The organism is Caballeronia sp. SEWSISQ10-4 2 (assembly GCF_030464885.1).
GTDB lineage: Bacteria > Pseudomonadota > Gammaproteobacteria > Burkholderiales > Burkholderiaceae > Caballeronia.
Genome location: NZ_JALPRJ010000044.1, coordinates 46,258 through 72,723, shown reverse-complemented (window position 1 = coordinate 72,723; position 26,466 = coordinate 46,258). Strand labels below are relative to the sequence as shown.

The 26,466-nt window shown below is 62.2% G+C and carries 30 protein-coding genes and 1 pseudogene; 11 read left to right on the top strand and 20 right to left on the bottom strand.

What is annotated here, in order from left to right; translation table 11 throughout:
* Nucleotides 1–86: 86 nt before the first annotated feature.
* Nucleotides 87–1,913: an IlvD/Edd family dehydratase gene (locus M0D69_RS26990; protein ID WP_301784921.1), complete on the bottom strand. Its 1,827-nt coding sequence runs from the start codon at nt 1,911–1,913 to the stop codon at nt 87–89.
* 47 nt (nt 1,914–1,960) lie between these two features.
* Nucleotides 1,961–2,227, bottom strand: a complete 267-nt coding sequence (locus M0D69_RS26985) for a hypothetical protein (RefSeq protein WP_301784920.1) — start codon at nt 2,225–2,227, stop codon at nt 1,961–1,963.
* Nucleotides 2,228–2,282: 55 nt separating this feature from the next.
* On the opposite strand from M0D69_RS26985, the gene nthA reads away from it, so the two are divergent.
* The 11 genes from nthA (at nt 2,283) to flhD (ending at nt 10,511) form a co-directional block, all read left to right on the top strand.
* A complete protein-coding gene (gene nthA / locus M0D69_RS26980) occupies nt 2,283–2,948 on the top strand; it encodes a nitrile hydratase subunit alpha (RefSeq protein WP_301784919.1) in 666 nt (221 codons plus the stop codon).
* The gene (gene nthB, locus M0D69_RS26975) at nt 2,945–3,634 is read left to right on the top strand and encodes a nitrile hydratase subunit beta (RefSeq protein WP_301784918.1); all 690 of its coding nucleotides are present in this window, start codon (nt 2,945–2,947) and stop codon (nt 3,632–3,634) included. The genes nthA and nthB overlap by 4 nt, the downstream gene beginning before the upstream one ends.
* 1 nt (nt 3,635) lies before the next feature.
* On the top strand, nt 3,636–4,016 hold the full coding sequence (locus M0D69_RS26970; RefSeq protein ID WP_301784930.1) for a nitrile hydratase accessory protein: 381 nt from the start codon (nt 3,636–3,638) through the stop codon (nt 4,014–4,016).
* A 151-nt stretch (nt 4,017–4,167) separates the two neighbouring features.
* Nucleotides 4,168–4,557, top strand: coding sequence for a thioredoxin family protein (locus M0D69_RS26965; RefSeq protein WP_301784917.1), 390 nt, complete (start codon nt 4,168–4,170; stop codon nt 4,555–4,557).
* Nucleotides 4,557–5,285 (top strand): cytochrome c biogenesis CcdA family protein, encoded by a 729-nt coding sequence (locus M0D69_RS26960; protein WP_301784916.1) that lies wholly within the window; start codon nt 4,557–4,559, stop codon nt 5,283–5,285. The genes M0D69_RS26965 and M0D69_RS26960 overlap by 1 nt, the downstream gene beginning before the upstream one ends.
* Nucleotides 5,286–5,560: 275 nt before the next feature.
* Nucleotides 5,561–5,839: a DUF2282 domain-containing protein gene (locus M0D69_RS26955; protein WP_301784915.1), complete on the top strand. Its 279-nt coding sequence runs from the start codon at nt 5,561–5,563 to the stop codon at nt 5,837–5,839.
* Nucleotides 5,840–5,859: 20 nt separating this feature from the next.
* Nucleotides 5,860–6,714, top strand: a complete 855-nt coding sequence (locus M0D69_RS26950) for a DUF692 domain-containing protein (protein WP_301784914.1) — start codon at nt 5,860–5,862, stop codon at nt 6,712–6,714.
* Nucleotides 6,711–7,484 carry a putative DNA-binding domain-containing protein gene (locus tag M0D69_RS26945; protein WP_301784913.1) on the top strand — a complete coding sequence of 258 codons (774 nt, stop codon included), beginning with the start codon at nt 6,711–6,713 and terminating at the stop codon, nt 7,482–7,484. The genes M0D69_RS26950 and M0D69_RS26945 overlap by 4 nt, the downstream gene beginning before the upstream one ends.
* Before the next feature lie 11 nt (nt 7,485–7,495).
* Nucleotides 7,496–7,978, top strand: a complete 483-nt coding sequence (locus M0D69_RS26940; protein WP_301784912.1) for a DoxX family protein — start codon at nt 7,496–7,498, stop codon at nt 7,976–7,978.
* A gap of 239 nt (nt 7,979–8,217) precedes the next feature.
* Nucleotides 8,218–9,804 carry an alkaline phosphatase family protein gene (locus M0D69_RS26935; protein WP_301784929.1) on the top strand — a complete coding sequence of 529 codons (1,587 nt, stop codon included), beginning with the start codon at nt 8,218–8,220 and terminating at the stop codon, nt 9,802–9,804.
* 386 nt (nt 9,805–10,190) lie between these two features.
* Nucleotides 10,191–10,511 carry a flagellar transcriptional regulator FlhD gene (gene flhD, locus M0D69_RS26930; protein WP_301784911.1) on the top strand — a complete coding sequence of 107 codons (321 nt, stop codon included), beginning with the start codon at nt 10,191–10,193 and terminating at the stop codon, nt 10,509–10,511.
* Nucleotides 10,512–10,514: 3 nt separating this feature from the next.
* Here the strand turns inward: flhD and M0D69_RS26925 are convergent, their stop codons facing one another.
* From M0D69_RS26925 to M0D69_RS26840, 18 genes and pseudogenes are all read right to left on the bottom strand, one after another.
* On the bottom strand, nt 10,515–10,838 hold the full coding sequence (locus M0D69_RS26925; RefSeq protein ID WP_301784910.1) for a chaperone modulator CbpM: 324 nt from the start codon (nt 10,836–10,838) through the stop codon (nt 10,515–10,517).
* Nucleotides 10,839–10,849: 11 nt separating this feature from the next.
* Nucleotides 10,850–11,779: a DnaJ C-terminal domain-containing protein gene (locus tag M0D69_RS26920; protein WP_301784909.1), complete on the bottom strand. Its 930-nt coding sequence runs from the start codon at nt 11,777–11,779 to the stop codon at nt 10,850–10,852.
* A gap of 172 nt (nt 11,780–11,951) precedes the next feature.
* On the bottom strand, nt 11,952–13,259 hold the full coding sequence (locus M0D69_RS26915; RefSeq protein WP_301784908.1) for an NRAMP family divalent metal transporter: 1,308 nt from the start codon (nt 13,257–13,259) through the stop codon (nt 11,952–11,954).
* A 15-nt stretch (nt 13,260–13,274) separates the two neighbouring features.
* Complete coding sequence (locus M0D69_RS26910; RefSeq protein ID WP_301784907.1) at nt 13,275–14,207, bottom strand: F0F1 ATP synthase subunit gamma; 933 nt, start codon at nt 14,205–14,207, stop codon at nt 13,275–13,277.
* The gene (locus M0D69_RS26905) at nt 14,204–15,763 is read right to left on the bottom strand and encodes a F0F1 ATP synthase subunit alpha (protein WP_301784906.1); all 1,560 of its coding nucleotides are present in this window, start codon (nt 15,761–15,763) and stop codon (nt 14,204–14,206) included. Before M0D69_RS26905 ends, M0D69_RS26910 begins: the two co-directional genes overlap by 4 nt.
* Nucleotides 15,760–16,494, bottom strand: a complete 735-nt coding sequence (locus M0D69_RS26900; RefSeq protein WP_301784905.1) for a F0F1 ATP synthase subunit B — start codon at nt 16,492–16,494, stop codon at nt 15,760–15,762. The genes M0D69_RS26905 and M0D69_RS26900 overlap by 4 nt, the downstream gene beginning before the upstream one ends.
* A 13-nt stretch (nt 16,495–16,507) precedes the next feature.
* Nucleotides 16,508–16,756: a F0F1 ATP synthase subunit C gene (locus tag M0D69_RS26895; RefSeq protein ID WP_301784904.1), complete on the bottom strand. Its 249-nt coding sequence runs from the start codon at nt 16,754–16,756 to the stop codon at nt 16,508–16,510.
* Nucleotides 16,753–17,451, bottom strand: a complete 699-nt coding sequence (locus M0D69_RS26890; RefSeq protein WP_301784903.1) for a F0F1 ATP synthase subunit A — start codon at nt 17,449–17,451, stop codon at nt 16,753–16,755. The genes M0D69_RS26895 and M0D69_RS26890 overlap by 4 nt, the downstream gene beginning before the upstream one ends.
* Nucleotides 17,448–17,726 carry an ATP synthase subunit I gene (locus M0D69_RS26885; RefSeq protein WP_301784902.1) on the bottom strand — a complete coding sequence of 93 codons (279 nt, stop codon included), beginning with the start codon at nt 17,724–17,726 and terminating at the stop codon, nt 17,448–17,450. Before M0D69_RS26885 ends, M0D69_RS26890 begins: the two co-directional genes overlap by 4 nt.
* Nucleotides 17,723–18,058 (bottom strand): AtpZ/AtpI family protein, encoded by a 336-nt coding sequence (locus tag M0D69_RS26880; RefSeq protein ID WP_301784901.1) that lies wholly within the window; start codon nt 18,056–18,058, stop codon nt 17,723–17,725. Before M0D69_RS26880 ends, M0D69_RS26885 begins: the two co-directional genes overlap by 4 nt.
* A gap of 8 nt (nt 18,059–18,066) precedes the next feature.
* Entirely contained in the window at nt 18,067–18,498 is a 432-nt protein-coding gene (locus M0D69_RS26875) for a F0F1 ATP synthase subunit epsilon (RefSeq protein ID WP_301784900.1), read from the bottom strand.
* Complete coding sequence (atpD, locus tag M0D69_RS26870; protein ID WP_301784928.1) at nt 18,495–19,988, bottom strand: F0F1 ATP synthase subunit beta; 1,494 nt, start codon at nt 19,986–19,988, stop codon at nt 18,495–18,497. The genes M0D69_RS26875 and atpD overlap by 4 nt, the downstream gene beginning before the upstream one ends.
* Before the next feature lie 187 nt (nt 19,989–20,175).
* Nucleotides 20,176–22,149: an acetate--CoA ligase gene (acs, locus tag M0D69_RS26865; protein WP_301784899.1), complete on the bottom strand. Its 1,974-nt coding sequence runs from the start codon at nt 22,147–22,149 to the stop codon at nt 20,176–20,178.
* Nucleotides 22,150–22,401: 252 nt separating this feature from the next.
* Nucleotides 22,402–23,151, bottom strand: coding sequence for a YoaK family protein (locus tag M0D69_RS26860; RefSeq protein ID WP_301784898.1), 750 nt, complete (start codon nt 23,149–23,151; stop codon nt 22,402–22,404).
* 13 nt (nt 23,152–23,164) lie between these two features.
* Complete coding sequence (fnr, locus tag M0D69_RS26855) at nt 23,165–23,893, bottom strand: fumarate/nitrate reduction transcriptional regulator Fnr (protein ID WP_301784927.1); 729 nt, start codon at nt 23,891–23,893, stop codon at nt 23,165–23,167.
* Between the two features lie 129 nt (nt 23,894–24,022).
* On the bottom strand, nt 24,023–24,433 hold the full coding sequence (locus M0D69_RS26850) for a response regulator transcription factor (protein WP_301784897.1): 411 nt from the start codon (nt 24,431–24,433) through the stop codon (nt 24,023–24,025).
* Between the two features lie 157 nt (nt 24,434–24,590).
* Nucleotides 24,591–25,238 (bottom strand): response regulator transcription factor, encoded by a 648-nt coding sequence (locus M0D69_RS26845; RefSeq protein WP_277044201.1) that lies wholly within the window; start codon nt 25,236–25,238, stop codon nt 24,591–24,593.
* A pseudogene (locus tag M0D69_RS26840) lies at nt 25,235–26,344 on the bottom strand (histidine kinase); the annotation flags it as partial. The gene M0D69_RS26845 and the pseudogene M0D69_RS26840, both read right to left, overlap by 4 nt.
* Nucleotides 26,345–26,466: the final 122 nt, after the last annotated feature.

Below are 26,466 nucleotides of genomic sequence, written 5' to 3'. Positions count from 1 at the left end.
ACCACCAGCCCCCGACCACCAGCCCCCGACCACCAGCCCCCGACCACCAGCCCCCAAACCAACCCCCCAAGTGCGAACGAAACCCCTCAGTGGTTATGCCGTGATTCGCCGCGCGTCTCGACGATGTTCAAGTACAACGTGGCCGGTTCCAGGCACGCGCCGCTGCCTTGCTGCCCGACCATGCTCCGGTAGATCTCTTCCCACGGCGTCATGTTCTTCAGCACCGGCGGTTTCCATGCCGCGCGGCGCTCGGCAAGCTCGGCCTCGGGGATCATCAGGTCGACCTTGCGTGTCTTCAGGTCAATGCGGATCCTGTCGCCCGATACGAGCAACGCAATCCCGCCACCAACAGCTGCTTCCGGCGTTACATTGAGAATCGACGGACTCGCCGATGTACCGCTTTGACGGCCATCGCCGAGCGTAGGCAACGTGTCGATACCGCGCTTGAGCAGCGCAGCCGGCGGCTGCATGTTGACCACTTCCGCACCACCCGGAAAGCCTACCGGACCACAGTTGCGGATCACAAGAATCGAACGTTCGTCGACTCCTGTCTCCGGGTCTTCAATACGCGCGTGATAGTCCTCCGGACCTTCGAACACGACCACCTTGCCCTCGAACACATCGGGACGATCGGGATCGGCGAGGAAACGCTTGCGGAACGCCTCGTCGATCACGCTGACCTTCATGACGGCGCTGTCGAAGATGTTGCCCGACAACACGACGTATCCCGCCGACTCTTTCAACGGGTTCTCATACGCGCGGATCACCTCGCGATCGGGCATGGGCACCGTGGCCAGATCTTCGCCCAGCGTGCGTCCAGTCACCGTACGTACGTCGGCGTTCAAACGGCCTGCATCGAGCAGTTCCTTCATCACGGCCGGCACGCCGCCAGCACGATGAAATGCCTCGCCAAGGAAACGTCCGGCGGGCTGGCAATCGACCAGCAACGGTACCTCGGGACCAAGCCGCTGCCAGTCGTCCAGCGTGTGCTCGACACCCATGTGACGCGCGATGGCGATCATGTGAATCGGACAATTCGACGAAGCCCCAAGCGCCGCAGCCGCGACTACGGCGTTCTCGAATGCGCCCTTGGTCATGATGTCCGACGGGCGCAGATTCTCCGCCACCATGCCGACGATGCGCTTGCCGGTGGCATGCGCCATCCAGCCGCGCTCGCGATGCGGTCCGGGAATCGCCGCGCAACCCGGCAGCGACATGCCGAGCGCTTCGGCGAGCGAGTTCATGGAAAGGGCCGTGCCCATCGTGTTGCAATGCCCGACCGATGGCGCGGACGACGCCACCATGTCCATGAACCCCGAGTAGTCGATCTCGCCTGCGGACAGCCGTTTGCGGGCGTCCCAGATCACCGTGCCGGAGCCCGCGAGCTTGCCGTGATACCAGCCGTCGAGCATCGGTCCGCCCGACAGCACGATGGCCGGAATGTTGACCGTGGCCGCAGCCATCAGGCACGCAGGCGTGGTCTTGTCGCAGCCAGTGGTGAGCACGACGCCATCGATAGGATAGCCATGCAGGATTTCAACGAGACCGAGATAAGCGAGGTTGCGATCGAGCGCGGCGGTGGGGCGCTTGCCGGTTTCCTGAATCGGGTGAACGGGAAATTCGAGCGGGATGCCGCCTGCGTCGCGGATACCGTCGCGAACGCGGCTCGCCAGATCGAGATGATGCCGGTTGCACGGCGCGAGATCCGAACCCGTCTGAGCGATGCCGATGATCGGCTTGCCCGACTGCAGCTCTTCGCGCGTGATGCCGTAGTTCATGTAGCGCTCAAGATAAAGCGCGGTCATGCCAGGGTTCGAGGGATCGTCGAACCAGCGGCGGCTGCGAAGGCGCGGCGTGGCGGTGTCGTTGTGATCGGTATGGGTATGAGTATCGGTGGGCTTGGAGGGTGTCATGAGCGTGGCTATGGCGAGTTTGTTATGCGGAGACGCAAACGGCTGGCTTATCGCGTGTATTCGGTGAGCAGCGGCCGGCTGTTGAAGAACGCATGCTGATTGTCGCGGACTAAGCCGGCCGTTGCCGTACGGGTTTCTACCGGGGCGCTCGATCTGTTCGGTTGCCGCACGACGTTGTTGAGTTCGGCGAAACCCGGGCCGATCGACGGCTCGTTCCAGAATACATCGAGTGCCGCGCCGCGGATACGCAGGCCGATTTCGGCAAGCTCCACCGCACGCGGCACAGCGCCGGGTTCTATCCTGCCGGTTTGCATTCACGCACTGAGCCAACCATACTGTTTCCGTTGGCAATTTCTCGGGCGAACTTCGATGAGCAATCTTCAAGGGAAGCAACCAGGGCATCGGCACACCGACGATCACGACCACCACCATGGCAGCGAGTTGTCCGAGATGGAATTGCGCGTGCGCGCGCTGGAATCCGTGCTGGTGGAGAAGGGATACGTCGATCCGAAGGCGCTGGATATTCTGATCGAGACCTACGAGCACAAGGTTGGACCGCGCAATGGCGCACGCGTGGTCGCGAAGGCCTGGAGCGATCCGGCATACCGGCAATGGCTGCTCGATGACGCCACCGCCGCAATCGCCTCGCTGGGCTACACCGGCAGGCAGGGCGAACATATGATTGCGCTGGAAAACACGCCCGCCGTGCACAACATGGTGGTCTGCACGTTGTGCTCGTGCTACCCGTGGCCGGTGCTCGGGCTTCCACCGGTCTGGTACAAGTCGGCGCCTTACCGGTCTCGCGCGGTCATCGATCCGCGCGGCGTGTTGAAGGAGTTCGGCTTCGAATTACCCGCCGAAACAGAGTTCCGCGTGTGGGACTCCACGGCCGAGGTCCGTTATCTGGTGTTGCCAATGCGGTCGCCGGGAACCGACGGCTTATCAGAGGAGGATCTGGCAGAACTGGTGACGCGTGATTCCATGATCGGCACTGGTTTGCCGAAGACACCCGAACCGAAACGGGAGCTCCCATGAACGGCGCGCAAGATCTCGGCGGCATGCAGGCATTCGGCCCAATACACCCTTCAGACCCTGAAGACCCTGAAGACGACGTCTCGCCCTTTCATGCCGACTGGGAGCGCCGGGTGCTGGCAATCACGCTGGCGATGGGTGCAACCGGCAAGTGGAACATCGACACCTCTCGCGCCGCGCGAGAGAGCTTGCCGCCGGCGCAGTACCTCTCGAGCAGTTACTACGAGATCTGGTTTGAAGGACTGAAAAGACTGCTGCTGAATACAGGGCTCGCGACGGCTGAGGAAATCGAGGCGGGCGAGTTGAAGAGCGCGGCGAGTCCGGTCCCTCGCGTGCTGATGGCCGACCAGGTACCAGCCGCGCTGCTGCGAGGCGGTCCGGCTGATCGCCGGGCGATTGCCGCAGCACGCTTTGAGGTTGGGGAAATCGTGCAGACCCGTCAGATGCATCCATCGACGCACACGCGGCTGCCGCGCTATTGCCGCGGCAAACGGGGAAGGATTATCGCCACGCATGGCACGCATGTCTTTCCCGATACCAACGCGATCGGGCTGGGCGAGCAACCGCAATGGCTCTATACCGTGCGCTTCGATGCCTTTGAACTCTGGGGTGCGGATACGACCGCAGCGTCGGTATGCGTCGATTGCTGGGAACCGTATCTCGACTATCCGAATGCCGGGCCTGAATGACATGACTGCTGCCAAGCCAAACCTGCCTGAACTGCCTGAACTACGCACTGCCTTGCCCGAATTGCCTTGCGACGCTGCGGGACCGGTCTTCAGTGCGCCGTGGGAAGCACAGGCCTTCGCGATGACGCTGGCCTTGTACGAGCGTGGTTTGTTCACGTGGGCGGAATGGGTGGAATGTCTGAACCACGCAATCCGCGACGCCCAGGCCGCCGGCGACCCGGACCGTGGCGACACCTACTATGTCCATTGGATGACAGCGCTGGAACGCATCAGCACCAACAAGGGCCTGTCGACAAGCGGCCTGCTTTTGCAGCGTCGGAACGAGTGGGAGGCGGCTGCGCAACGTACTCCGCACGGCCAGCCGATCGAGCTCGGACGCTAGCAACCTCTCACGCCTGCGAGAAGTCCGCCGGATCACGCTCGCCTTCTTCAAGTCGAGCGTAATTTTTTTGCGACGCCCTGTAACCTGTCTCGTCTTATCGGCGAACTTCCGTTTGCAGGCTTTACTGACGAACTGAATACAGGCGGACGACATGATGAAGACATTCATTGGACGAGCAGTGCTGGGCTCTCTGGTCCTGGCGCTCGCAAACATCGCGTACGCCGGCGAGGCGCCTTACAACAAGGCCCAATTCGACGAGCAGGTTGCGGCCGGCAAGCCGACGATCGTTTATCTGCACGCGACGTGGTGTCCGACCTGCAAGATTCAGCAGCCGATCGTCGACCGGTTGTCATCGGATGCTGAATTCAAATCTCTCACTGTCTTCGAGGCGGATTACGACACGGAAACCGCGTTGAAGAAGAGCCTGCGGATCACCCAGCAGTCAACTTTCGTTGTCTTCAAGGGAGGCCACGAGGTTGCGCGGTCCACTGGCGAGACCGCTGAGCCGGCTATTCGTAAGACCTTCGAAGCCGCGTTGTAATGGACTTCGGGCCAGGCACCTACGCGTTGGGTTTTGTGGCTGGAGCCGCATCGGTGTTGTCGCCGTGCGTGCTGCCGCTCATCCCGATTCTCATCGCGTCCGCGTTGTCGAAACACCGCTTCGGCACCCTTGCGTTAGCGGGCGGCCTTGGCTTGTCGTTCGCGGCCGTTGGCACGGTGCTCGCTAACCTTGGCGCGAATGCAGGGCTTGACCCCGAGCTGTTTCGCCGCGTCGCGGCCGCGCTGATGACCGTGTTCGGTATTGTCATGTTGTCCACGCGTCTGTCAGCCAGGTTTTCGATGTGGAGTGCACGGGTGGGCAACGTGGGGCAGGGCGCGCTGAGTTCCCTGAGCGGCGATGGTCTTGCATCGCAGTTTGGCATCGGACTTGTGCTCGGCTTGGTCTGGAGCCCGTGCGTCGGACCGACGCTAGGCGCTGCCACGACGCTCGCTGCGCAGGGCAGCCACCTCGGACAAATAGCGGTGCTGATGATGGTATTCGGCTTGGGCGCCGGTGCTCCGCTGGTAGTGCTCGGCGGTGTCTCGCGCGCGTCGCTGCAGCGCTCTCGCGGGCTGCTCGCGTCGCTCGGAAGGGTATCGAAGACTGCGCTCGGCATGCTCTTTGTCGCGCTGGGAGTCGTTGTTCTTCTGGGGTATGACCGGAATATCGAGTCGGTGCTGCTGTCGGTCTCGCCGATGTGGCTGACCCGGTTGACTACCTCGATATAACAGTCGATATAACAGTCGATATAACAGTCGATATAACCCGGCGTCAGATTCCCGATGCAAGAATCGGGCGGTTCAAGTAAATGCACCCGTCTCACTCAATATAGTTCGATATCCTGATCATAAAATCAATACCCGAAGTAATGTCGTCAATAAAAATTCTTTGTTCGCTGCTGTAACCGGTCGGTCCGTCACGTCGAATTACTCGATGAATCGATGAACAACATCGATCCATCCAGGCAATTCGCCTGATCTCTCAAACACTCTGGAGGTTTTAAATGAACATGCTCAAACTCGGTACCGCTGCAGTCCTGCTCGCTTCGTTCGCATCGGGCGCTGCTATCGCTCAAACCCCTGCAACGGGCGGCGCAGTGGAAAAATGCTACGGCGTGTCGATGGCCGGTCACAACGATTGCAAGGCGGGCGCAGGCACCACGTGTGCCGGCACGGCGAAAATGGACTATCAGGGCAATTCCTGGAAGAACGTACCCGCCGGCACCTGCACGACGATCAAGACGCCGCACGGTGCCGGTTCGCTCACCCCGATCGAATCGTAATCGCCAGGCGCCGGCTGATCATGACCAGGTTCCCTCTATCGACGTGCAGCATGGGCGGCGGACTCGGGCTGAAACCCGTCCATTTCGACGCAGCGCGCGATTGCGCCGAAGCGGGTCTCTGGTACGAGATTCATCCCGAGAATTACATGGTCGCCGGCGGTCCCCGGCTTGCCTGGCTCGAAGCCATCAAGGCATGTCATCCCGTTTCGCTGCACGGCGTGTCGCTGTCGCTTGCGGCGGATTGCGTGCCCGATCCCGAACATTTGAAACGCTTGAAAGATCTTGCCGACCGCATCGAACCCGCGCTGGTTTCGGAGCACCTTGCATGGTCGACATGGCGCGGGCAGTATCACCCCGACTTGCTGCCTTTTCCGCGCACGAACGAAGCGCTCGAGAGGATCAGCGACAACGTCGCGCGGGCACAGGACGCGCTCGGGCGCAGGATCGCGATCGAAAATCCGACCCACTATGCGGCCATTGAAGGACACGAATGGAGCGAGCTCGACTTTCTTGGCGAGCTGAGCGGCAGGACCGGATGTGGACTGCTGCTCGACGTGAACAACGTCCATATCAGCGCGTTTAACCTCGGCTTCGATGCCGCCGATTACCTGGATCGATTCCCCGGTGACGCCGTGATGGAAATTCATCTCGCGGGCCACAGCGCCGACGCCGATCCTTCGAGCAGGCTACTGATCGATTCGCATGCCGCACCCGTTGCCGACCCGGTGTGGCTGCTTTACGAGCGGGTTATCGAACGGATTGGCGCGCGGCCGACGCTGATTGAACGCGACGACGACATACCCGCCTTCGATGTCCTGCTCGAAGAGCGCGCGCGAGCACAAGCTTTACTCGATACCGTCCGGGTGCCGGCATGACCGGCGCTCTCAGCAGGTTTCAGGACGACTTCATCCTGGCTATTCACGGCGGCGAGGTTTATGACGGCCCGGTCGCCGCGCTGGTCAGGCAGCCCGGGTTCGCGGTGTACCGGAACACGATCGTCAAGGGTTGTATCGATGCGCTTCAGGCGAACTATCCGTGCATCGAGCGGCTGGTCGGCACCGAATGGTTCCGCGCGGCAGCGGCGGTCTACGTGGACCGGCTGCCACCGCTTGATTCGCGCCTGCTTGGCTACGGTCATGATTTCGCGGATTTCCTTGGCGATTTCGAACCCGCGAAAGAACTGCCCTATCTGCCAAACGTGGCGCGTCTGGACCGTTTCTGGACCGAAGCACACGTTGCCGCCGACGAGCCGTTGCTCGACGCGGCGGCTATCGCACGCCTGCCTCCGCACGAGCTGGTGAACATTGTCTTTAAGCCTCAGGCGGCCGTGCGCTGGGTCTGGTTCGCCGATCAACCCGCATACACGATCTGGCGCGTCAATCGGGAACAGGCGCCCATGCCCGACGAACTCGCCTGGACCGGCGAGGGCGCATTGCTGGTGCGTCTCGATGGCGTCGTCAGATGGCAAGCGCTCGATGCCGGCGCCTGCGTATTTCTGGATGCTTGCGCACGAGGGGTGTCGCTCGAACATGCCGTGACTTGCGCACTCGATGTGCATCCCGACGCCGATGTCGGAGCAATGCTTTCCGGGTTGCTGTCAGCCGGCGCATTTGCCGCTGAAAGCGCGACCCCCTCACTCATTTGATGGAGAACGACATGGAACGCCTGGACACATCCCCCTTCGAGAGCGAGTCGCTGTTCGGCCGCTTGCGCCAACGCTGGAATGCCATTGCCGATCTGGCTTCGAGAGTCATCGGCCATTCGCTCCTCGCGCTGGTGTCGAGATTTGCCATCGCGGCGATCTTCTTCATGTCAGGCCGCACGAAGGTTTCCGGCATCCTGACGATCACCCCAGGCACTTACACGCTGTTTCGCGACGAGTACAAGATTCCGGTGATTCCGCCCGAGATCGCGGCACATATTTCCGCATACTCGGAACACTTCTTCCCGATCCTGCTCGTCCTCGGCCTTTGCACGCGGCTTTCGGCGTTGGCGCTGCTCGGCATGACGACCGTGATCGAAGTGTTTGTCTATCCGGACGCGTGGCCCACCCATTTGTCGTGGGCCGGGCTGATGCTCTACCTGGTTGCGCGCGGTGCCGGCACCTTTTCTCTGGATAACAAGCTGGGAATCAAATAACCGCCCAGTGCGCAAGCTCGACGGCGATCTCAGATTACTTCCCTCAGACAAACAGGCCGACAGAGAGTTGAAAGTTTGCCTTCATCACATGTTCGTAATCGGAATCCACATTACCGTACCGTGCCAAAAAAATATTACCGATTCTTTCGGCACAGGTCCGTTCCGTTACAACAATGAGGTGAGACATGGATAAAGTCAGGAAGTGGTCTGGGTTGAGCGCAGTATTCGGTGCCGGCGTGATGGCGCTGGCAGGCATACCCCCGGTGGCACAAGCTCATGAGATGCAGGACGCGAAGCGCGTGCTGCTCATCAGCTTCGATGGCTTGCATGAACAGGATGTCGCGCGCTGCATCGGTGCGAATACCTGCCCTAACCTGGCGGTGCTGGCGAAATCAGGCGTAACTTACACGAATGCGCATACCCCGGGCCTGTCCGATTCCTTCCCGGGCCTTACCGCGCTGGTAACAGGCGGTTCGCCGAAGACCGCAGGTCTCTTCTATGACGTGTCGTACGACCGCACCCTCTACGCGCCGACGGATACGACCTGCTCCGGCAAGCAGGGATGGAACGTCGTGTTCGACGAGACGACCGGCATAGATGGCGAGAACGGAGGCCCGTTGATCCATCTCAACGGCGGCGGCGCGTTCAATCCGCAGGCCATTCCGAATGCGTTGGTCAATGGCGTGTGCACGCCCGTTTACCCGCATAACTACATCAAGACGAATACGGTTTTTGAAGTGGTCAAGGAGCACATTCGCGGTGCTCGAACCGCCTGGGCCGACAAGCACGCATGGGGTTATGACTGGCTAAACGGACCGTCCGGCCGCGGTGTGGACGATCTGGCGCGCACCGAGATCAACTCGATCGATCCTGCGACGAAGACCGACTACCTCGACACCTATACGCACACGGAGAAATTCGACAACTATCACGTGCGGGTGCTCATCAACCAGATCAACGGCCGTGACTCGACCGGAAAAAGCGCTCAAGTGCCCACGGTGTTCGGTACGAACTTCCAGACTTTGAGCGTGGCCCAAAAGGCAACTGTGGCAGCGGGCGGGGGTTACCTCGACGCGGATTTCACGCCGGGCCCGCAGGTCGCAGGCGCGATTGAATACCTGGATGACGCGCTGGGCCGCATTGTGTCCGAGCTGAAGGAACAACACCTTTATTCGTCCACTGTCATCATCGTCACGGCCAAGCACGGCCAGTCGCCGACCGACCACACGAAACTGGTCAAGAACGGCGATACGCTGTCCAAGCTCCTGGAAGCCAATAACTATCTGGATCCCAACGGCAACTTCGGCCAGAACGCCACGAAGTCGGGCAATCTGAACGACGGTACGGGGCTCGTCGACACCGGCATGGTGCAAACCGACGACGTCGGGCTCATCTGGCTGCGTGACCGCACTCAGCTGGACGCGGCGGTGACGACGCTCAAGGACAATCTCAGCTGCAATGCCCCCGGCATCTGTGCGGATGGTCCCGCGGCGTACATCCTGTACGGCCCGAGCCTCGCGTCACGGTTCGGCGATCCGGCACAAGGCCGTACGCCGGACATCATCGTGCAGCCGAACCCGGGCGTGATCTACACGTCCAGCACGGCGAAGGACGAGGAGCACGGCGGCAATGCGCCTGACGACAGCCATCTGGGTCTTGTCGTGTCGTTCCAGGGAATCCAGCACGGTCGAACCGTCTCCAGGCCCGTCCTGACCACACAGGTCGCACCGACGATCCTGGGCGTACTCGATCTTGACCCGGAACTGCTGCATTCGGTCGCGCAAGAAGGGACGAGAGTCCTGCCAGGTCTCGGGATCGACCACTAGCAGTACACAAGCCGGTTCGTTGAAGATGTCTTCGGGCGCGGGGGCAAAGTCTTCAGGGGTCTCGGGCAGGGACATGGCATGTTGCCATGCTGACTGCTTGCCCGAGATTCGTGCAGCACCCCGCAAGCCCGTTGCCTGCAAGTTGAGTGCAATCGTGGCCGGCGATCTCAGCCCAACGCGAGCCATGCGTCGGTTAATAATTCCGTAATGCGTAATTTGTGCCGTGGTCCTCACACAACATCGAAAAATACCCTCTAAAGCCCTTGCTGAACGTTTGCGGCGACCGCAGAATCCGCAACATGTTACAAACTGTAACGAGACGTTACGCTTTCTCAGGCCATGCCGTCTGACAGCGTGACGCGTCCGGAAGCGATCGCGGGGACGCTGTGAAAACGTTTAATGACACGCTGGAATCAATTCGAGAACTTAACCTCTCGTACATCACGCTTGCGCGGCGGCTGCTACAAGAGGATGGTCCTGTCGGAATGCTACGCCTCGGGCTGTCAAAGGAAGTCGCCGATATTTTGGCTAACCTTACCTCGGCTCAAGCAGTGAAATTCGCGGCGTCGAATCATCTGCTTTGCTCGTTTCGCTTCAATGATTACGCGATGCTGTCTGCTTTGACAAAATCGCCGTACAGGGCCGACATCGCTGCGGAGCATTCCGCGCCGTCAACGGCCTCGCAGCAAGCTGTGCAATTCGCATAAGGCTCATCGGGGGCGTCCGAGCCGCGCCTTCGTCGCGTGTATCTCCGCTTGCAGTTCATCGATGCGTTGCAACAGCGATAGCGCTAGTGCAAGACCTTGCCGATCGAGTTCGAAGTCGTCGCGCAGCCGCCGTGCTGTCTTGACCGTCACGACGCAACGAAGCTGGAACATGCGCGTCTGTGAACCGGTGTCAACCGGCTTGATGACGTCGGTGTCTATGAGGTCTTCGATTTCATCGATCGACAGGCCCGACACCTCGGCCAGATGTTCAAGCGGGCAAAGGTCCACGTCGTTAAGCCAGATCGAATCGCTCAATGGTGTGCTCATGGCTTTGCTCCTTACGCAAAATGCTTGCGGGGGTTGAAGTTCGATGCCGCCGCCAGTTGTTCCAGCAACTCGTGTTCACGAGCGCCGACCGTTTTTGGCACTTCTATCCTGACCACGGCATAGAGCGCTCCGACGCTGCCGTCGGCCGCTGCAAGTCCGCGTTTGGCGAGCCGCAATTTTTGCCCTGCAATAGTGCCCGGTTTGACGGTGAGCTCCACCGTTCCCGCAAGAGTCGGTACGTGCACGCTCGCCCCCAACACGGCTTCCCAGGGCGCAAGCGGCAGATCGATATAGAGGTCGCGGCCATCAGGCCGATAGAGCGGATGCGGCTGCAGGGCAAGTGACACATACAGATCGCCGGGCCGGCCGCCATTGAAACCTGGGCCGCCCTTGCCGGCCAGCCGCAGGCGCTGGCCATTGGCCGCCGCTTTCGGAATCGTGATTCGAAAGGTCCGCGCGACGCGATGCGCGAGGCCATTTGCGTCGTACTCGGGAAGCTCGGCGCTCAGTTCGATGTCTTCGCCGAGATAGATCTGCTCAAGCGAAACCGGTGCGACGATCTCATAGTCCTGTCCCGGGACAGGAAAGCTTTGTCTTCGTTGACTGCCGCCGCGGGTACGGCCAAAAGCTGAAAAAAGATCGGCGAGGTCGACGTCGTCGAGGCCCGCTTCGCCCGTATGGAAATGTTGCTGCCAGTCCGGTGGCGGCGTGAATGATTCGCCGGCCGGATGTTTGCCTAGGTTGTCGTAGGCTTCGCGCTTTTCTGGATCTTTCAACGTGGCATAAGCCTCTGCGACGTCCTTGAATTTCGCTTCGTTGTCCGGTTCCGCCGAAACGTCGGGATGATATTTGTGGGCGAGCTTGCGATAAGCCTTCTTGATGTCCGCATGTGTCGCGGTGCGTTCGACTCCCAAGGCTTCGTAATAGTCCTTGAATTTCATGTGAGACCTAAAAGAGAAGGAGAACGAGTTTTCGTCTGAGCTGAAGCGCTGCGACGGCGGGTGGCACGTCGTTCAATGAGTGTAGGTCAATGCAGCGCCGGGCGAAAAATTGGCCAGCCGCTCGGGTGCATGAGCAGCGATTGCGCGCGCTCGCAGTAGCAACGATGCCGCCTCAGATCGAGGTAACCAGCATCGCGGCCGAAATCACCAGCATGACGGCAGTCGCCAGCCAACCCAGCGCCCGCAGCCAGCCCCGGGCCGCAAACTTTCCCATGATGTCCGGCCGGGATACTATTTTCATCATCACGAACATTACCGGCACAGCGACAACGCCGTTGAGTACCGCGCTCCAGTAGAGCGCCTTGATCGGATTGATGGAGGTGAAATTGATGATCATGCCGATCAGCGTAGCGATCGCGATCGTGGCGTAAAAAGCCTTTGCTTCCTGCATTTTGCGGGTGAAACCGACCGGCCAGTTGCGCGCTTCGCCGATCGCATACGCCGCCGACCCGGCGAGCACAGGCACAGCCAGCAGACCGGTCCCGATCAGGCCAACCGTGAAAAACAGCGCTGCGAAGGGCCCGGCGATAGGCCGCAAAGCCTGCGCCGCCTGAGCCGACGTTTCAATATCGACGATTCCACCAGCGTGAAGCGTAGCGGCCGTGGTAGCCAGAATGGCAAGCGCGACCACGTTGGACAATCCCATGCCGGCGACGGTATCGACCTCGATACGATGCAGTGCCGCAGGACCTTGTTCAGGCGCATCGAATAGATCCAGCCGCCGTGGATGCACGCGCATGTCCTCGACTTCCTCACCGGATTGCCAAAAAAACAGGTACGGACTAATCGTGGTGCCGAACACTGCCACGACGGCAGTCAGATACGCCGACGTCCAGACCGGACGCGGCAGGAACAGACTACTGGCAAGATGGCCCCAATCGACATGCGCCACCGCCAGCACGGCAAAGTAAGCGAAGAGGGACAGGGTGAACCACTTCAGCACGGCCACGTAGCGCGTGTATTGCAGCAACAACTGCATCGCGACGCAAATCACTGAGAACAGCAGTACATAAAGCCATTTGGGACCGGGCAGCAGAAGCGCGAGAGCATCGGCCATTGCACCCAGATCCGCGCCCAGATTGACGATATTCGCAATCAGCAGCAGCGCCACGATCCACTGCAGCAGCCATGTCGAGTAGTGCAGGCGCAATACGCCTGCTATGCCGTGGCCCGTCGTGCGTCCGATGCGCGCGCTGATCATCTGGATAGCGACCATCAGCGGGTAGCTGAACAGAAGCGTCCAGGACAGTCCGTAGCCAAAGGCCGCGCCCACTTGACTGTAGGTGGCGATGCCGCTGGGATCGTCATCGGAGGCGCCTGTGATGAGGCCTGGCCCCAGCACGCCCAGCAAATGGGGTTTGGTAGGGCCGATAACCGGGTCAGGGCCCTCTGCGTCGTATTCTTGGGCAGGCTCGTCCATGATGGCTCGATGTAGTCAGAAGGCGGGGTTGGATCTGTGTCCGTTGCGCGGGCGCGGTTTTTTTGAAAGTCTGCCGGCGGTAATGCTTCCTGCGGAAAGCTCGACGATTTCCGACGTGATCTCCTCTTGCCTCAGCCGGCGAAAGTCACCGGTCAATGCTTCGAGTCTGTCATGCACGTTCGTGCGTGCGGCGATCATGGCCCTCATACGCGCGTCGTTCTCAGCGGCGAACGACAGCATGATGGCCTCGCACAGCTGAGCGAAGATGTATTCGTCCGCGAGCTGCGTCAGCAAGCGCCGGGGCGCGACGGTAATGAGGGGTGGGTCGCGACGCGGTGTGATCGGGAATCGCCCGAAGTCAAACGGCAGCAATGTTTGTTCCACGATCTCGACGCTTGCTGACGGGTTCGGTGTTGCGTGGACCACAGTTACGCGGGTCGCCCGCCCGGCGTTGAGACGCTGGAACAGAGCACTGGCGAGGCGATCGGCGAGCGCCGGCACTTCGTCGGCATGGGTGACCATCGGCGCCGACCAGCCAACGCTTAGGCCGCGTTCGGCCGCCGTCACGATTCCGCGGCCGCCGAGCACCAGATATTCCGTCGACGAGGATCGCGTTGATGCGGCGGCCGATGCAAGCGCCGCGTCGATGGCATGCTCGTTGAACGTACCGACAAAACCCTGTTCTGCGCACAGGACGATCACCACGGCTGCGTCCCGATCTGCACCTCGATCCAGGTCCGTGGCGTCGTGCGTCGTGTGTTCGTCAATCAGCAGCAGCGCGTCGCCGATCGCCGCTCCGACTATCTGCGCGCACGCCCGAATACCGTCCAGACGGCTGCGCGCTTTACGCGAGCGTGCTGCAGCGATGCCACGCATTGCACCGACCACGGATTCGAGTCCGTGCACGCCGTTCATGCGCGCCTGGACTTCGCTGAGTTTGTTACTCATGTCGAAGCGGCCTCCGGCGCAGGCGCTGCGCCAACTTGTACGGCAAGATCGCGTACGGCCGTGGCTAGCTCGGCCAGCGCGGGCGCATCGAGCGAGCCCGTGGCGACGAGAGCCGCTGCAGCAGCAGGGCCGCCGTGCGTATCGAGATGTGCGGCGAGACGGGTGCGAACCGCCGCAATGCAACTGACTGGCAGCGTATCGAACACGCCATCGGCGAGGGCGGCCAGCAGTGCGATTTCATCGACAGGACGAAGCGGCGCAAAGCGCGGCTGCGTGATCAATGCGCGAATGCGCTCGCCGCGGGCCACTTGCACCTTGACCCTCGGCTCCATCGCGCCGCCAAAGCGCGTAAACATTTCGAGCTCCAGAAACTGCGAATAATCGAGCCGCAGACGTCCGGATACCTTGCGCAACGCGGGCAACTGCGCCTTGCCGCCGACCCGGCTTACGCTCAAGCCAACGTCCACCGCGGGGCGCTGGTTGGCTGCGAAAAGCGCTGCGTCGAGCATGATCTGGCCATCGGTGATCGAGATCAGGTTGGTGGGAATGTAGGCGGACAGATTGCCGGCATCGGTTTCCGCGATCGGCAAGGCCGTGAGCGAACCGCCGCCCAGTTCCGGGGACAGCTTCGCCGCGCGCTCCAGCAGCCGGGCATGCAGGTAGAAAATGTCGCCGGGATACGCCTCGCGACCGGGCGGTTCGCGCGTGAGCAAGGCGAGTTCGCGATGCGTCGCGGCGTGCTTGCTCAGATCGTCGATGACGATGAGCGCATGCTGTCCGCGGTCACGAAAATATTCAGCGATAGAGACTCCGCTGAACGGAGCAATCCATTGCAAACCCGGCGAGGCCGCCGCCGGCGCGACCACGAATACGCACCGTTCGGGCGCGCCGTGACGGCGCACGGCGTCGATGACTCGCTGCACGGCAGTGGCGCGCTGACCGATCGCCACATACACGCAGATCATGTCGGAGTGCTTCTGGTTGACGATCGTGTCGATGGCGATGGAGGTCTTGCCGGTCGCCCGGTCGCCGATGATCAACTCGCGCTGGCCGCGCCCGATTGCGAACAACGCGTCGATCAGCAGGATGCCGGTGGCGACCGGTTGCGCGACAAGAGCCCGGTCGATGATGGAAGGCGCAGGCCGCTCGATTGGCAGGTGCATCTCGGCGGGCACCGGCTCGTCGCTATCAAGCGGCCGGCCGAGCGGATCGACCACTCGTCCGAGCAGTCCGGGACCGACCGGCACTTCGACCACTTGCCCCGTTCCGGTGACGCGGGAACCGGCGGAAATCGCATCGCCGTCGTCGAGCAGAACCGCGCCGATGGCATCGGCATCGAGCGTGAGAGCAAAGCCGAGCCGGCCGCCCTCGAAGCGCAGCAGTTCGTTTAACCGCACATCGAGCAGGCCTGAGACGGACGCGATGCCATCGGACACGTGCTCCACGCGCCCGACGCTTTCAGCCTTGGCGACAAACCGCGAGCGAGCGAGGGTGGCGCGGCTGCTGACGAGCCAGTCGTTGTCGCTCAAAGCCAGGTCGGGCTGGATGGATGTCATGAGCCGAGGAGCTCCGTTTTCAGGCCGGCGAGATCGTGGCGAAAACTGTTGCGCACGAGCGCATGCGGCGCTTCCAGTTCAAGTCCTGCGATCACGGCGGGATCGACCGTGACCTGAACCTGCAACGGGTGGCCGAGCGCCTGAGTGAACGCCGTGTGACACGCGGCCAGTTCGTCGACGGTGAGTGCGCGAGGCGCGATCAGGCGGACTGCTTCACCGTCGCCGGTCAGCTGTGCCCGGGTAGCCTCGGGCAGTGCGGCGAGCTCACGCGCCAGTCCGTCGATGAAACCCGCGATCCGTGCCTCGGCGGGCAGGCGATCGAGGAGCCGCGCCGTGACATCGAGTGCGAATTGCGATGCGCGATCGGAGTCGGCAGCAGCGGCTTCACGCCGGCTGGCGTCGATCGCGGTTTGCGCGGCCGCGCGCATCTGCTCTGTGTCGGTACGTGCCGCGTTCTCGAGCGACGCCTTGAGTTGCGCGGCTTCGGCTGTCGCTGCATCGAGCAGATGTGCGCGCAGCGCTGCGACTTGAGCGCTATCGGCGGCGGCCTTCTGCTGTTCGTCGAGCGCCGCGGCTTTTGCTGCGGCGGCATCGGCCATCAGCGCCGCGGCTGCATGCTGGCGCTCGGCTACGATCTTCGCCACCGGGCGAAACAGAAAGCGCGCCAACAACCAGACGAGCACCAGCGCGTTAACGGTCTGCAGCAGAAGAGTCCACCAGTCGATGTGCATGATCAGTGCTCGCTCACTTCACGAACGGATTCGCAAACAACACGAGCAAGGCGATCACCAGGCAGTAGATCGCCATGGTCTCGATCATCGCAAGGCCGACGAACAGCGTCCGCGAAATCGCGCCGGCCGACTCCGGCTGGCGCGCGAGCGCATCCATCGCGGCCGCGACCGCGCGGCCTTCGCCGAGCGCCGGTCCTATCGCGCCGAATGAAACGGCGAGCGCCGCGGCGAGAATGCTCACTACCTGGATCAGATTGTTCATTGCCGGCCTGCCTGTTTGCTGGAAGTGTTTGCGGAGTTTTCGGCTAGCGCTGCGCCAATGAAGACCATTGCCAGCACGCTGAAGATGTAGGCCTGTACCGCGCCGGTCAGCAGGTCGAGCGCCATCAACGGGATGGGCACGAGCAGCCCGGCGAGCGACAGCACAATGCCGACGACGAAGACACCGCTCATCACGTTGCCGAACAGACGCACCACCAGCGAGAAGGTCCGCGTGATCTGCTCGACCACGTTGAGCGGAATCATGATCCACGTGGGTTCGGCAAAGGTGGCGAGGTAACGGCCGAGACCACGCGTGCGTACGCCGTAGAAAATGGTCGCGCAGAACACGATCAAAGCTAGCGCGGCATCGGTTTCAACGTGAGCGGTAGGAGGCTCGACACCGGGCAGGAGCGACGACCAGTTGCTGACCAGAATGAAAAGAAAGAGCGTGCCCACCAGCGCGCGATATCGTTCGGGCTCGGCTTGCATCGTGTCGCGAATCTGGTCGTCGATCGTGCTGACCAGCAGTTCGAGCACTGTCTGCATTTTCGACGGCGTGAGCGACAACCGGCGGGTGATCCAGGCGAAGCCGCCCGCGAGCAGGGCCATGATGACCCACGTCGCCACTACGGGTGCCGAGATACCGATCGGGCCGATATCGAAGAGGGTGGCAGTGGCGAGAGGCGAAGCAATCATGATGTCACCTGGACACGCCGCAGGATGAGGCCTCTTGCCAGCAGCAGCCCGGCCGCGCCGCATAGGAGCGGCCACGCGCCAAGCTTCGCCAGCGCGGCGAACAGGACGGCCACGCCCGCGAGGCGCAGGAGTTGCAGCCCGATTGCCTTGGCCGGGGTGCCGGCGATCAGCAGCCGGACATTCCAGCGCAAGGTCGCGAAGTGGATCGCACCGGCGGCAAGGCCGACACACAAGCCAATCGCGATCTGGGCTGCCAGCGGGAAGTGATATGTCATTGCCGGTCACTCCGGGTTTGCCGATGCATCCATTTCCATGCCGACCACAGACCGATAGCCGCACCGGCCATCAGCAACGGAGCGGAGAAAAACACGCCGGTGTTGAAGTACCGGTCGAGCCAGTGGCCAAGCACGAGCCCAAGCAGCGTCGGCACGACGATGGTCCAACCGAGAATGCCGATCTGACCGAGACGGGCACCGAGCGATGGTTCCGGTTCTTCCTGCGCCTGGCGTTCGCGCTGTACCGCTTGCCGGGCAACGCGGGCCATGCGGTCGGTGTCAGGTTCAGCGTCGCGCTTGGGATCGATGTCGTCAGGTGAGGGCTGTGTCATGGTTCGGCTCAGTCCGCCGGTCTCGCGCTCGGGCGCAGATAGCGCAGCAACTGACGAACGGCCTGCGCATGCAGACGGGTTTCGTCGACGCGGGCACGGCGCACGGCGTCAATCCGCGTCGCGCGTGCAGCATCGACCTGCGCCTCGAGTACCTCGAGCGACATGCCGCTCGCGCCCATCACACCTTCGCGGCAGGCAATCGAGATCTCGTGTCCGCTCGAAACGCGCAGCACGCCTTCTTTCACAGCGCAAAATTGTTCGATGCCGTCGGCGGCGTGCCAGCGCAGCACGGACGGCGCCAGCACAGTCAGGAACGCCGCATGGCCGGGCAGAATGCCGAAACTGCCCGTAGCGTCCTCGGCGCGCAGCGCAACGACCTCCGTGCTGTCGAACAGCACGCGCGCCGGCGTGGCGATAGTCAGATGCAGGAGCGCACTCATGATTCGAGGGGCTCCGCCACCGGCTTTGCGTTAGTCACAGGCGGCGCTGACGAAGCAGCCTCGCGGGCGCGGGCTTCATCGAGCGTGCCGATCATGTAGAGCGAGCTTTCCTGCCAGGCGTCGCAATCGCCAGCGAGGATCGCCTTGCAGCCGGCAACCGTGTCGGCGACTGCGACGGAGCGGCCGGGGACGCCCGTAAACGCCTCGGTGACGGTGAAAGGCTGGGTCAGGAAGCGCTGCAGACGGCGAGCCCGCCCGACGATGCGGCGGTCGTCCACGCCGAGCTCCTCGACGCCGAGCAACGAGATCACGTCCTGCAGTTCCCGATAATGTTCGATGGTCTTGCGCACCTCGATGGCGATCGCGGCATGCTCGTCGCCGACGAAGGCCGGGTCGAGCAGAATGGACGACGAAGCGATCGGATCGATGGCCGGATACATGCCCTCGGCGGCCATCGACCGTGACAGGACGATCATGCTGTCGACGTGCGCCGCGATGGTCGTCACCGCCGGGTCGGTGAAGTCGTCCGCGGGGACGTAGACAGCCTCGATCGCAGTGACCGATACGCCGCCGACGGACACAATGCGCTCCTGCAGCGCGGCAACCTCGCTTGCGAGCGTCGGCTGGTAGCCAACGCGCGAGGGCAGCCGGCCGAGCAGGCCTGAGACTTCAGCACCCGCCTGGACGAAGCGAAAGACGTTGTCCATCAAGAGCAGCACGTTCTGGTGACGTTCGTCGCGAAAATATTCCGCGACCGTAAGCGCGGTCAGCGGCACGCGCCAGCGCGCGCCGGGCGGCTCGTTCATCTGGCCGTAGACCAGCACGGTACGCGGCAGTACGCCGGAGTCACGCATATCGAGCAGCATCTCGTGACCTTCTCTCGAACGCTCTCCGACGCCGGCGAAGACCGAGATGCCTTTATAACGTTCGACCATCGCATGGATGAGTTCCATCACAAGCACGGTTTTGCCGACCCCGGCGCCGCCGAACGTCGCCGCCTTGCCGCCCTGCGCGAGCGGAGTCAACAGGTCGATGACCTTGATCCCGGTCCAGAAGATCTCGGTGGCTGCGCTCTGCGATGCAAACGGCGGCGGCGCGCGATGAATCGGGCGGCGCGGGACGTCTTCGGCGAAGGCTGTACCGCGGTCCCCCAGCGTGCCGGTGACGTCGATCAGGCGTCCGAGCGTGGCTTCACCCACCGGCACGAGGATCGGCCCGCCTGATGCCCGCACCGGTGTGCCGCGATGCAGCCCGTTGGTGGACTGCAACGCGAGCGCGCGCACCGTGCATTCGTCCAGATGAGCCTGCACTTCCGCGATGATCGGCGGTCCGCGATCGGTGAAGATGGACAGCGACTCTTCGATGAGCGGCAATGGAGCATGATCGAAAGCGACATCCACGATAGCGCCCCGTACTGCGACTACGCGGCCCTGCGGTCCGCAGGCCGGGACCAATGGCTCAGGCGCAACGGCCGCCTGGTCGAACTTCAGAAGCGGCTCGACTGCACTCGGCTTCTCCGCACCGCCCGTTGAGGGAAGGTTTTCGATGGCGGTGCCGGGATAGCGAGTGTTCAATTTGCTTCCTTCAGACGGACTGCTGTCACGCGACTAAAAAGGGGCATGCATCCATTGGCTCGTCGTGAACATGAAGTGCACGCGGCAGCTTGAGTCAGGTGCGTTACGAGGGATCGGCGAACTGCGCGATCACGTCCGGATTTTCGACTGTCGACGTGTCTTGCGAGATCGTTTCGCCCTTCGCGACCGAGCGCAACAGGCGGCGCACGACCTTCCCGGAGCGCGTCTTTGGCATCGCGTCGCCGAAGCGGATCTCTTTCGGTTTTGCAATCGGGCCGATCTCCTTGCCGACCCACGCGCGCAACTCGTCGGCCACGCGTTTTATGTCGGCGCCGACAGGTCGTTCACCCTTCAGCACAACGAATGCAACGATGGCTTCGCCGAAGGTTTCGTCCGGCCGTCCGACGACCGCCGCTTCCGCGACCAACGGGCAGGCCGCCAGCGCCGACTCGATTTCCATCGTGCCCATCCGGTGTCCCGATACATTCAGCACATCGTCAACACGGCCGGTGATCGTGAAATAACCCGTGCCGGGATCGCGAATCGCGCCATCTCCGGCGAGATACAGATTGCCGCCCAGTTCGTCGGGGTAATAACCCTTTCGAAAGCGCTCCGGGTTGCCCCATACGGTGCGGATCATCGAAGGCCAGGGCTTTCTGATGACCAGCACGCCGCCTTGCCCGTTCGGTACCTCCTGGCCGGTTTCATCGACGATCGCGGCATCTATGCCAGGCAGCGGCAGCGTGCACGATCCCGGCACGAGCGGGGTAATACCCGGCAACGGCGTGATCATGTGACCGCCTGTTTCGGTCTGCCAGAACGTGTCGAGGACGGGGCACTTGCCGCCGCCGACATGCTCTGCATACCACGTCCAGGCGCTCGGGTTGATTGGTTCGCCGACCGTGCCGAGGATACGCAGCGTGCTCAGGTCGTAGCTCCCGGGATGCACCGCGCGGTCCGCGTCAGCGCTCTTGATCAGAGACCGGATGGCCGTGGGCGCGGTGTAGAAAATCGTCACCTTGTGGCGCTGGATCATGTCCCAGAAGCGGCCCGCGTTCGGGTAAGTCGGCACGCCCTCGAAAATGACCTGGGTCGCACCGACGGCAGTCGGCCCATAGCAGATGTACGTATGCCCCGTGATCCAGCCGATGTCCGCGGTACACCAGAAGACATCGTCCGGCTTGATGTCGAAGGTCCACTTCATGGTGACGGCGGCCCACAGCAAATAGCCGCCCGTACTGTGCTGCACGCCCTTCGGCGCGCCGGTGGAGCCCGACGTGTACAACACGAACAGCGGATGCTCGGCGCTCACCCATTCGGGCTCGCAGGTGTCCGGCTGCGCGTGCTCCAGCTCGTGCAGCCAATTATCGCGGCCGCCGATCCATGGAATCCGGCCGCCCGTGCGCCGGTAGATGACGACGGTCTTGACGGCGTCGGTGCCGCCCATCGCCAGCGCCTCGTCAACAATGCTCTTCAGCGGCAAGGTCTTGCCGGCGCGAACCTGTTCGTCCGCCGTAATGATCGCCACAGCGCCAACGTTCGTTATCCGCTCATGAAGCGACTTCGCGGAAAACCCGCCGAACACGACGCAATGCGGTGCACCAATACGCGCGCATGCTTGCATCGCGACAACACCTTCGACCGACATCGGCAGATAGATGACTACCCGGTCGCCTTTCTTCACGCCGCGAGCGCGCAGCGCGTTGGCGAGCCGGCATACCCGGTGATACAGCGCCTGATAGGTGACGGTCGAAACCCGGCCGTCGTCCGACTCGAAAATGATCGCGGTTTTGTTCGCGTTGCCGCTGGCCAGATTGCGGTCGAGGCAGTTGTACGACGCGTTCAGTTCCCCGTCCTCGAACCACTTGTAGAACGGCGCATTCTTGTCGTCGAGAATCTGCGTGAACGGACGGCGCCAGCTCAGGTGCTCGCGGGCAAGCCGCGCCCAGAAGGCTTCGTGATCCTGCGCGGCCTCAGCCACGAGCGCGCGGTAAGCCTCCATGCTCTCAATCATGGCATGGCTTGCCAAAGGAATGTCCTGAGCAGGGACGTGAGGGCTCGTTTCGATGGTAGACATAGTCTCCTCGCTTTAATCGTGAGGTCGGCGAGCCAGCAGGGATCGTCGCTTGGGGAAGGGCTCTTGATGGCCCGAATGGATCCAGCCCGCGTAGTGTCCGCGTCAGGGAGTGCACCGGCTGCGCGCGGCCGGCGCTTGTCGAAAAGGCGCAGCCGTTAGCCGACTATGCGTTTGTCCAATGGATATCGCTTTGATACAAGTCAAACAGGCAGGACAGACGCAACCGCCAAGCTCGGCCAAGCGCTCAGACTGCTACCGGCGCTGGCCTACCAGATCGTCCATCAGCGGCACGACCGCCAGTACGACCAGCATTGCCGAAAGCGGCAGGGTCGATATAAAACCCACATACTTGAAGCCCAGCGCGCCTGCGAGGCCGCCGATAAAAAACATGCCGAGCAGCGATGCCAGGAGCCGGAGCCTCGACCGGTCTGCCTTGACAACGACAATACCGTGCCCTGACTCCGACACGTTCCAATAGAATAGTTTGCCGAGTTCGATGCCGATATCCGTGACGAGGCCGGTCACGTGCGTGGTGCGGATCTCGGCTTTGGAGATCTTCGTGATCATCGCGTTCTGCAGGCCCATCACGTAGCACAGCAACGCCACGGTAGCGGGCACGAACAGGATCCGGTTGTTTTCCAGATTCGAGCCGAGCAGACCGAAGACAAGCAGTAGCACGGCTTCCAATATCAACGGCAGCGCGTATTCGCTTTGTGCGCGGCGCCGCCGGCCCCAGTTGATCATGATCGCGGAGGTGGCGGCGCCGGCCATGAACGCCGCGAGCGAACTGAATCCTGCGACCACGAGACCGATCTCGCCTACCGAGAGGTTATCGGCGAGTGCCGACACGATCCCCGACATATGCGAGGTGTACTGCCCGACGGCCAGAAAGCCGCCAGCGTTGGCCGCGCCCGCGATAAACGCAAGCCAGCGTCCAAGGCGCCGGTTATTCTGGTCGGTGCGCTCCGGCCGGGTGAAACTTCGCAGATACTCTATGGGCATGTGTGCGCTTCGATCAGACCCCAGCGAGCTTCTCGCTGTCGAGAATATGTACTTGCTTGCCGTTTGTGTCGATAACACCTGCTTTCTGCAGCTTCGAGAACATCCGGCTCACGGTTTCGAGTTTCAGCCCGAGATAGCTGCCGATCTCTTCCCGCGTCATGCGCAGGTTGAATTGCGCGGCGGAGTAGCCCCGTATTTTCATCCTGGACGAAAGATTGATCAGGAACGCAGCGACGCGCTGCTGGGCGGTCATGGTGCCGAGCATCATCATGAGTCCCGATTCACGCACGATTTCGCCGCTCATCATGCGATGCACATGCTGCTGCATGGCTTTCACGTCGTGGCACAGATCCTCGAGCAAGTCGAACGGGATGACGCACACCTTGCTGTCCTCGAGCGCGATCGCGTCGCAATTCTGTTCATCGGAGCATACGCCGTCGAGTCCCAGCGGTTCGCCCGCGATATGAAACCCGGTGACCTGCTCGTGGCCGTCGCGATGCGTGATGACGGTCTTGAAGCAGCCGACCCGCACGGCGTAGATGCTTTTGAACGCATCGCCGGCGCGGTACAGCGTCTCACCGCGCCGTACCAGCCGCGTGGAGCAGACAATGGCATCGAGCCGGGCCAGTTCGGTCGCGCTCAACTGAGACGGCATGCAGATGGAATGCAAGGAACAAGCGGAGCAGTTCGTGTCCGGGCGGGTAGCCGCCGGCGGCGAATTCATGCTGGCCGCGTGGGCCATATAAGTAGAAGGCGCCACGTTCGAAGCTGCGGACGCGCAAGCGGTAGCTGAGGTCATGCCTGTCTCCAGAAGAGCCGGGTGATCAGTGAATGGGGGCTTGGCGAGCTGTGCGGGTTGAGAGCGGGTTCGTCATGCTGGCTCGCATGGCGTCGGCTCGGCGCAGGGCTTATCGGTCAATCCATTGGCCAATCGCTCGATCGTGTCGCGGGCCAGTTCGTATTCGCAGGTCTTGTCGAAAAAATAGTCCGCACCGGCGCGGCGGCAGGCGGCACGAAACGCCGGTCCCGAATGGTTGGTCAACACCATGGTAAGGACGGGCGGGGTGGCGCGTGCCAGCGACTCGACAATCTCCATGCCGTTGCCTCCTGCCAGATGCGGGTCAACGATCACGAGGTCGGCGCGGGTCATGTGGATGCACCCTAGCGCGGTGTCGGCTTCTTCCGACTCGCCGACGATCACCACGCCGGCCAGCGCGCTAATCAGGGTAGAGAGACGGCGACGCACAAGGCCGGAGTCATCGACAAGGAAGATCTTCAGCATGGCGGGCAACCGTTTGAGTTCATGCCTGAAAGTATCTTCCTGGCTATCTCAAAATAAAATCGGCGGGCGGCCAGACGTGATGTAGGGGTTTGAGAAGCTGTGTAGGGATCGGACTACACGCGGGCAGCGCGAGAGGGGCGCAAGCGTATGAGGCTTATCAGTCGTCGCAGTCGTCGTCGAAGAGCTTGTGCCGCATTGCGTAGCGGACCAGGGCCGTTTCGTGCGGCATCTGCATTTTCTCGAGGATGCGGGTCTTGTATGTGCTGACTGTCTTGGCGCTGACCGACAGCGCCTGCGCGATTTGCGTGATCGTTTCGCCCGCCGCGATCCGTCGAAAGACTTCGAATTCGCGGTCGGAAAGTCGCTGGTGCGGCAGATCATCGGCCGGTTCATTCAAGCTTTGTGCGAGCCGCTCGGCCATGGCCAGGCTGACGTACACCCCGCCCGCGGCGACCTTGCTGACGGCTGTGACGAGTTCAGCGCTCGCGCTTTCCTTGGTCAGATAACCTGACGCCCCTGCCTTGAACGCGCGCACCGCATATTGCTGTTCCGCATGCATCGTCAAGACGAGAATGCGCAGCGCCGGTTTTTCGTCCTTGATCTGTTTGAGCAGTTCGACCCCGTTCCTGCCCGGCATCGACAAGTCGAGCACCAGCACGTCTGCCGCGGTGGCGCGGATCATGGCAATGGTGGTGGCGCCGTCGCTGGCTTCGCCAGCCACCTCCAGGCCGCTCGCGCTGCGCAGGATATGGCGCAGTCCGTCGCGCACGAGGGCGTGGTCATCGGCGATCAATACTCGGGTCATTGCAGTGGTTCTTCCTCGGTGTTCTCGGGATCGTCGGAGAAAGGGCCGTCCTGTTGCAAGGTGATCAGCGGGAAGGTCACGGTCAACGTGAAGCCTTTTCCGGCACCGGACTCGATCGCGACCGAACCATCCAGCCGGTGCGCCCGCTCGCGTATGCCGATCAGGCCGAACGACTTGCGCCCGGCATCGGCACGCTCATGCGCGCCGATGCCGTCGTCAGCGATGCGCAGGATGCAGCGGTCCTCTTCCAGATACAACGACAGATCGACGTGCGTGGCTTGTGCATGGCGCGCCACGTTGGTGAGCGCCTCCTGCACGATCCGGAACACGGCGGTAGCGCCGTCGCGGCTGAAAATGGTATGCCTCGCGTCGATCCGCCGCTCGACGTCGATACCGTATCGGTTCGTAAAGTCGATCGCCAGCCAGTCTATGGCCGGCACCAGCCCTAGGTCGTCGAGCATCACGGGCCGCAGGTCGGCGGCAATCCGGCGCATCGAGGCCACGGTCGCATCGATCAGGCGCTGCATGCCGCGTAATTGCGCGCGCGCTTCTGCATCCGTTCCGGGTGCAAGTTCGAGTGAGGATATATCCATTTTCAGCGCGGTCAGTTGCTGGCCCAGGTCGTCATGCAATTCCCTCGCGATGCGTGATTTTTCTTCTTCACGGATGTTCAGCAGGTTCGCGGAGAGCTCCCGCAGTTCCTCGTGCGAGTGCTGCAGCGAACGTTCTGCGTCGACTTGCGGGCTGATGTCGCGCAACATCACCGTGTAAAGCTTGCCGTCTTCGTCGTCGAATTGAGAAATCGATGCTTCGAACGGGAACTCGTCGCCATTCGTGCGCAAGCCGTACAGTATGCGCCGGCCGCCCATCTGCCGGTCTGACACGCCGGTCACGCCGAACTGACGAACGTGCGCGGCGTGCCCGGCGCGAAAACGCTCGGGCACGAAGCGGGCAAGCGAGGTCCCGATCGCCTCTGCCGCCGGACAGTCGAACAAACGCTCGGCCATCGGATTGAACATGACGATACGCTGGTTTTCGTCGATGGTGATGATCGCTTCCATCGACGACCGGATGATGCCGAGCAATCGTGCTTCGCCAAGCGGTGACGGAGTGGAGGGCACTTGATCCTTCGTCTTGCGCCTGCGCGCCATGGAGCCCGCGCTTGCGGCGAGCAGAAGGGCGCCGGCCATCCCGGCAATGCCAGTTGCGCGGGCGTAGCGAGTCCGTC

Excerpts from the sequence above, each read along its gene's own strand:
- M0D69_RS26960 (WP_301784916.1), top strand. The coding sequence starts at position 4,557 with ATGGACTTCGGGCCAGGCACCTACGCGTTGGGTTTTGTGGCTGGAGCC.
- M0D69_RS26850 (WP_301784897.1), bottom strand. The coding sequence starts at position 24,433 with ATGCTGAAGATCTTCCTTGTCGATGACTCCGGCCTTGTGCGTCGCCGT.
- M0D69_RS26875 (WP_301784900.1), bottom strand. The coding sequence starts at position 18,498 with ATGAGTGCGCTCCTGCATCTGACTATCGCCACGCCGGCGCGCGTGCTG.
- M0D69_RS26945 (WP_301784913.1), top strand. The coding sequence starts at position 6,711 with ATGACCGGCGCTCTCAGCAGGTTTCAGGACGACTTCATCCTGGCTATT.
- nthA (WP_301784919.1), top strand. The coding sequence starts at position 2,283 with ATGAGCAATCTTCAAGGGAAGCAACCAGGGCATCGGCACACCGACGAT.
- M0D69_RS26845 (WP_277044201.1), bottom strand. The coding sequence starts at position 25,238 with ATGACCCGAGTATTGATCGCCGATGACCACGCCCTCGTGCGCGACGGA.
- M0D69_RS26935 (WP_301784929.1), top strand. The coding sequence starts at position 8,218 with ATGGCGCTGGCAGGCATACCCCCGGTGGCACAAGCTCATGAGATGCAG.
- M0D69_RS26950 (WP_301784914.1), top strand. The coding sequence starts at position 5,860 with ATGACCAGGTTCCCTCTATCGACGTGCAGCATGGGCGGCGGACTCGGG.
- M0D69_RS26925 (WP_301784910.1), bottom strand. The coding sequence starts at position 10,838 with ATGAGCACACCATTGAGCGATTCGATCTGGCTTAACGACGTGGACCTT.
- M0D69_RS26990 (WP_301784921.1), bottom strand. The coding sequence starts at position 1,913 with ATGACACCCTCCAAGCCCACCGATACTCATACCCATACCGATCACAAC.
- M0D69_RS26915 (WP_301784908.1), bottom strand. The coding sequence starts at position 13,259 with ATGGACGAGCCTGCCCAAGAATACGACGCAGAGGGCCCTGACCCGGTT.
- M0D69_RS26890 (WP_301784903.1), bottom strand. The coding sequence starts at position 17,451 with ATGATTGCTTCGCCTCTCGCCACTGCCACCCTCTTCGATATCGGCCCG.
- M0D69_RS26940 (WP_301784912.1), top strand. The coding sequence starts at position 7,496 with ATGGAACGCCTGGACACATCCCCCTTCGAGAGCGAGTCGCTGTTCGGC.
- M0D69_RS26900 (WP_301784905.1), bottom strand. The coding sequence starts at position 16,494 with ATGCACATCGACTGGTGGACTCTTCTGCTGCAGACCGTTAACGCGCTG.
- M0D69_RS26860 (WP_301784898.1), bottom strand. The coding sequence starts at position 23,151 with ATGCCCATAGAGTATCTGCGAAGTTTCACCCGGCCGGAGCGCACCGAC.
- M0D69_RS26970 (WP_301784930.1), top strand. The coding sequence starts at position 3,636 with ATGACTGCTGCCAAGCCAAACCTGCCTGAACTGCCTGAACTACGCACT.
- M0D69_RS26880 (WP_301784901.1), bottom strand. The coding sequence starts at position 18,058 with ATGACACAGCCCTCACCTGACGACATCGATCCCAAGCGCGACGCTGAA.
- M0D69_RS26955 (WP_301784915.1), top strand. The coding sequence starts at position 5,561 with ATGAACATGCTCAAACTCGGTACCGCTGCAGTCCTGCTCGCTTCGTTC.
- M0D69_RS26920 (WP_301784909.1), bottom strand. The coding sequence starts at position 11,779 with ATGAAATTCAAGGACTATTACGAAGCCTTGGGAGTCGAACGCACCGCG.
- M0D69_RS26885 (WP_301784902.1), bottom strand. The coding sequence starts at position 17,726 with ATGACATATCACTTCCCGCTGGCAGCCCAGATCGCGATTGGCTTGTGT.
- fnr (WP_301784927.1), bottom strand. The coding sequence starts at position 23,893 with ATGGCCCACGCGGCCAGCATGAATTCGCCGCCGGCGGCTACCCGCCCG.
- M0D69_RS26965 (WP_301784917.1), top strand. The coding sequence starts at position 4,168 with ATGATGAAGACATTCATTGGACGAGCAGTGCTGGGCTCTCTGGTCCTG.
- acs (WP_301784899.1), bottom strand. The coding sequence starts at position 22,149 with ATGTCTACCATCGAAACGAGCCCTCACGTCCCTGCTCAGGACATTCCT.
- M0D69_RS26905 (WP_301784906.1), bottom strand. The coding sequence starts at position 15,763 with ATGACATCCATCCAGCCCGACCTGGCTTTGAGCGACAACGACTGGCTC.
- nthB (WP_301784918.1), top strand. The coding sequence starts at position 2,945 with ATGAACGGCGCGCAAGATCTCGGCGGCATGCAGGCATTCGGCCCAATA.
- M0D69_RS26985 (WP_301784920.1), bottom strand. The coding sequence starts at position 2,227 with ATGCAAACCGGCAGGATAGAACCCGGCGCTGTGCCGCGTGCGGTGGAG.
- M0D69_RS26895 (WP_301784904.1), bottom strand. The coding sequence starts at position 16,756 with ATGAACAATCTGATCCAGGTAGTGAGCATTCTCGCCGCGGCGCTCGCC.
- M0D69_RS26910 (WP_301784907.1), bottom strand. The coding sequence starts at position 14,207 with ATGAGTAACAAACTCAGCGAAGTCCAGGCGCGCATGAACGGCGTGCAC.